General features: G+C 64.3%; 3 protein-coding genes. 2 read left to right on the top strand and 1 reads right to left on the bottom strand.

Features of this window, described 5'->3' with window-relative positions; all coding sequences use genetic code 11:
• On the top strand, positions 1-384 hold a 384-nt coding region (locus JOZ76_RS33635), incomplete at its 5' end, for a TatD family hydrolase (RefSeq protein WP_291705690.1).
• Complete coding sequence (locus JOZ76_RS33630) at positions 381-1178, top strand: MBL fold metallo-hydrolase (protein ID WP_291705689.1); 798 nt, start codon at positions 381-383, stop codon at positions 1176-1178. The genes JOZ76_RS33635 and JOZ76_RS33630, both read left to right, overlap by 4 nt.
• 1 nt (position 1179) lies before the next feature.
• On the opposite strand, the gene JOZ76_RS33625 is transcribed toward JOZ76_RS33630, so the two are convergent.
• Positions 1180-3420 (bottom strand): tetratricopeptide repeat protein, encoded by a 2241-nt coding sequence (locus JOZ76_RS33625; protein ID WP_291705688.1) that lies wholly within the window; start codon positions 3418-3420, stop codon positions 1180-1182.
• Positions 3421-3579: the final 159 nt, after the last annotated feature.

Genomic DNA, 3579 nt, shown 5'->3' with positions numbered 1-3579 from the left:
TGCGGACGCATCCTGGAGGAAGAGGCGGCCAGGGGAGCATTTCGCGCGGTGCTGCATTGCTACACCGGCGGCCGCGAGCTTGCGATGAAGGCGATTGCATTGGGGCTATCAATCTCCTTTACCGGGATCCTCACGTTCAAGAAGTCGGAAGCCTTGCGCGCGCTGGCGGCCGAGCTGCCGGCGGACCGCATCATGGTCGAGACCGATGCGCCGTATCTTGCGCCCGGAAAATTCCGCGGCAAGCGCAACGAGCCGGCCTATGTCGTCGAGGTCGCAAAAGTGCTGGCGGACGCACGCGGGGTCTCGCTCGACGAGATCGCGCGGCAGACCACGGAAAACTTCTTCCGCCTGTTCTCCAAAGTGCCACGGCCGATAGCCGCATGACCCTGACCCTGACGATCCTTGGCTGCGGCTCATCGGCCGGCGTTCCGCGCCCCGCGCTGGGCTGGGGCCAGTGCGATCCCAAAAATCCCAGGAATCGCCGGCGCCGCTGCTCGCTGATGGCCGAACGCAGCTCCGAGCACGGCACGACGCGGATCGTGATCGACACTTCGCCTGACCTGCGCGAGCAACTGATCGATGCTGATGTCGACCATATCGACGCGGTGTTCTTGACCCATGAGCATGCCGACCAGACCCATGGCATCGACGATCTGCGCTCGGTGGTGCTGCACCAGCGCCGGCGGATTCCGACCTATTTTTGTCTGTCGACCGCCAAGGACATCATGGCGCGGTTCTCCTATTGCTTCATCTCGCCTGAGGGTAGCGACTATCCGCCAATCCTGACGCGGCATTCGATCGAAGCCGGCGAAAGCCAGGCCGTCATGGGCAAGGGCGGGGAGGTGACGCTCAAGGCGTTCCTCGTCAAACACGGCAACATCCCCGCGCTCGGCTATCGCATCGGCGCAGCGGCCTATACGCCCGATCTCAGCGACATCCCGCAGGAGAGCTGGCCCTTGCTCGAAAATCTCGATCTCTGGATCGTCGATGCGCTACGCCATGCGCCCCATCCCAGTCATTTCAGCCTGAGTGATGCGCTCTCCTGGATCGACCGCTTCAAGCCGCGCCGCGCCATTTTGACCAACCTGCACTCCGACCTCGACTACGAAGTCCTGCGCGTCAGCGTGCCCGCAGGCATCGAGCCGGCCTACGACGGGATGCGGATCGTGATGGGCTAAATTACGGAATAACGCCGCCGTTTGGCAGCTGGGCTTCACAGTATTGTCGCCACATTTGCTGATAGGCATCCTCGACCGCCTTCGCATAACGTAGCGGTCCGCAGCGGCGCTGGATCAGCTCAGGCAAATCCTGCCGGAGGGTCTGCAAGTGATCCTTCGTCGGCCGAGAAGCGATCGCGAGATAGTCCTGATCGTCGCGCGCGATCCAGTCCGACAGACCCGTGGCCGACAGAATGGCCGCGGCCGCCCGGGTCGGAACGCTCCGGCCCATCCTGGTCACGACCGGCACGCCCATGTACAGCGCTTCCCAGGTCGACACGCCGCCGCCTTGCGGGAACGGATCGAGACAGACGTCGATCTGGGCGAACGCTTCGAGGTGCTGTTCGCGACTGGTCGATCCGAGCAGGCTGATGCGCTCGAGATCCGCGCCGCTCCGCGCGAAGCGGTCGCGCAGAATGCGGCAGGTCTCGTCGTCATCGAGCATGTGGTCCTTGATGACCAGCCGTGCGTCGGACTTGGAGGCGAGCAGCTGCGACCATAGCGCTAGGGCGACGTCCGACAGCTTGCTGACCCGATTGAACACCCCATAGGTCATGAAACCGTTCTGCGTCACCGGCGGGACGGGCGATCTGAAGTCGCCGCGCGGCGGCTCTGCAACGATGAGGCAGGGCAGGTCAAAAACCTGTTCGGCAAAGAGGGGGCGGACCTCCTGCGGAATGGCCACGGGATCGGAGAACAGATAGTCCATGACAGGCATTCCGGTTCCCGTCGCGTGCCCCCAGGCGGTCACCTGAACCGGAGCCGGCTTGCGCGCGAACACGCGCAAGCGGTTGTCCGCGCTGTGGCCGAACAGGTCCACCAGAATGTCGATCTTGTCGCGCCGGACGCACGCCTCGAGCTGGTCGTCCGGCCATTGTCCGATCTCGCGCCAATGGTCGGCCGCCTGCTTAAAGCTCTCGGTGACCTCGTCGGTCTTCGTCGTCGCGGAATAGCAGATCACCTCGAATCTGGTCTTGTCGTGGTTCTCGAGCACCGAGCGGTAGGTGTACGCCGCCGAGCAGCGCTTGAATTCCGCACCCACATATCCGACGACGAGCTTGCGCCCTGGGCTGAGCTCATTGTCGTGAACGGGCGCGGGCCGTGCGCCGGCTTCCACGGCGCCGATCGCGCGCCACCAGTCGGCCCGTGCCGCCTGGTGCTCGGCGAAGCTAGCCGTGGCGCTGAAGTCGAGGGTAAAGATCCTGTTGGCGTGCGCCGCGTCGTCGCACGGATCGATGAGAAGCGCCTGCTCGAAAAGGGCGATGCCTGCATCTGCATCGCCCTGATGGGCAAGGCACTGCCCGAACTGGACCAGCGCCTTCACCGAATTCGGATCGATCGCGAGCGCCTCCTGGCAGGCGCGCTTGGCCTCGTCCACGCGCCGCGACAGCACCAGGACATTGGCACGGCCGAGCCAGGCTTCCGGCGATCGTGGATCCAGTTCGATCGCGCGATCGTAGCTCTGCAGCGCCTCGTCCAGGTAGCGGCGCTGCAGGAGCGCTTCGCCGCGATTGATCCAGACGCCGGCGTGGTCAGGCGCAAGCGCGATCGCGCGGTCGAAATCCGCGATCGCCTCATCGGTCTTGCGCAATTCGATGTAAGCCGCGCCCCTGTTGATATAGGCCAGCACGTGGCCCGGAGCGAGGGCGAGAACTTGGTCGTAGCAGGTGATCGCTTCGGCGAACTGCCTCGCCTTGTGCAGGGCGTTGCCGCAATTGTTGAAGGCATCGACGAATTGCGGGTTGAGGGCGAACGCGGTCCTGAAGCTGGCCGCGGCATCGGCGAACCGCCCCAGCGCGAACAGGGCATTGCCGTGATTGTAATGCGCGTTGGCGAAGGCGGGCGCAAGGCGGATCGCCGTCTCGCAGGACACCAGCGAGTCCGCGGCCTTGCCGAGGGACAGCAGGACGGTCGCGAGATTGGAATGCGCCGCTTCGGATTGTGGGTCGACCATCAAGGCCCGCTTGATCGTGCGCATCGCGGCCTCGGTTTCGCCGAGTTGATACTCGGAGAGGCCCAGCATGTGCAGGGTGTCAAAATGATTCGGATGCTTCTTCAGGACGAACCGAAACCCTTTCTGCGCCTCCGCGATGTGGCCGCGCTGATAGCACTCCACGGCGTGGGCATAAGCCCCGGCGACGTCATTGCGGCGCTGGGCGCGGGAGCCTGCGGTCGTCGGCAGAGGAGGGTACGGAGCGGCCATGAGTCGGTGGGGTCCCGATGTCGTAGGGAGACCCAATACCGAGTTGGTTAACGAAAGGTTAATTTCAAAGGATTGGTGATCACAGACGCCGCCTTATCGACGCGGCCGCAATTGGGGCGCGGCGCGGCTGGTAGCTCGGTGTTGCTGCAAGCGCGGTCT

Origin of the sequence: Bradyrhizobium sp. (assembly GCF_019244115.1) — a bacterium.
Classification (GTDB): Bacteria; Pseudomonadota; Alphaproteobacteria; order Rhizobiales; family Xanthobacteraceae; genus Bradyrhizobium.
This window is presented reverse-complemented; position numbering and strand designations above follow the sequence as displayed.

Coding starts and splice junctions, on each gene's coding strand:
- JOZ76_RS33630 (WP_291705689.1), top strand. CDS start 381: ATGACCCTGACCCTGACGATCCTTGGCTGCGGCTCATCGGCCGGCGTT.
- JOZ76_RS33625 (WP_291705688.1), bottom strand. CDS start 3,420: ATGGCCGCTCCGTACCCTCCTCTGCCGACGACCGCAGGCTCCCGCGCC.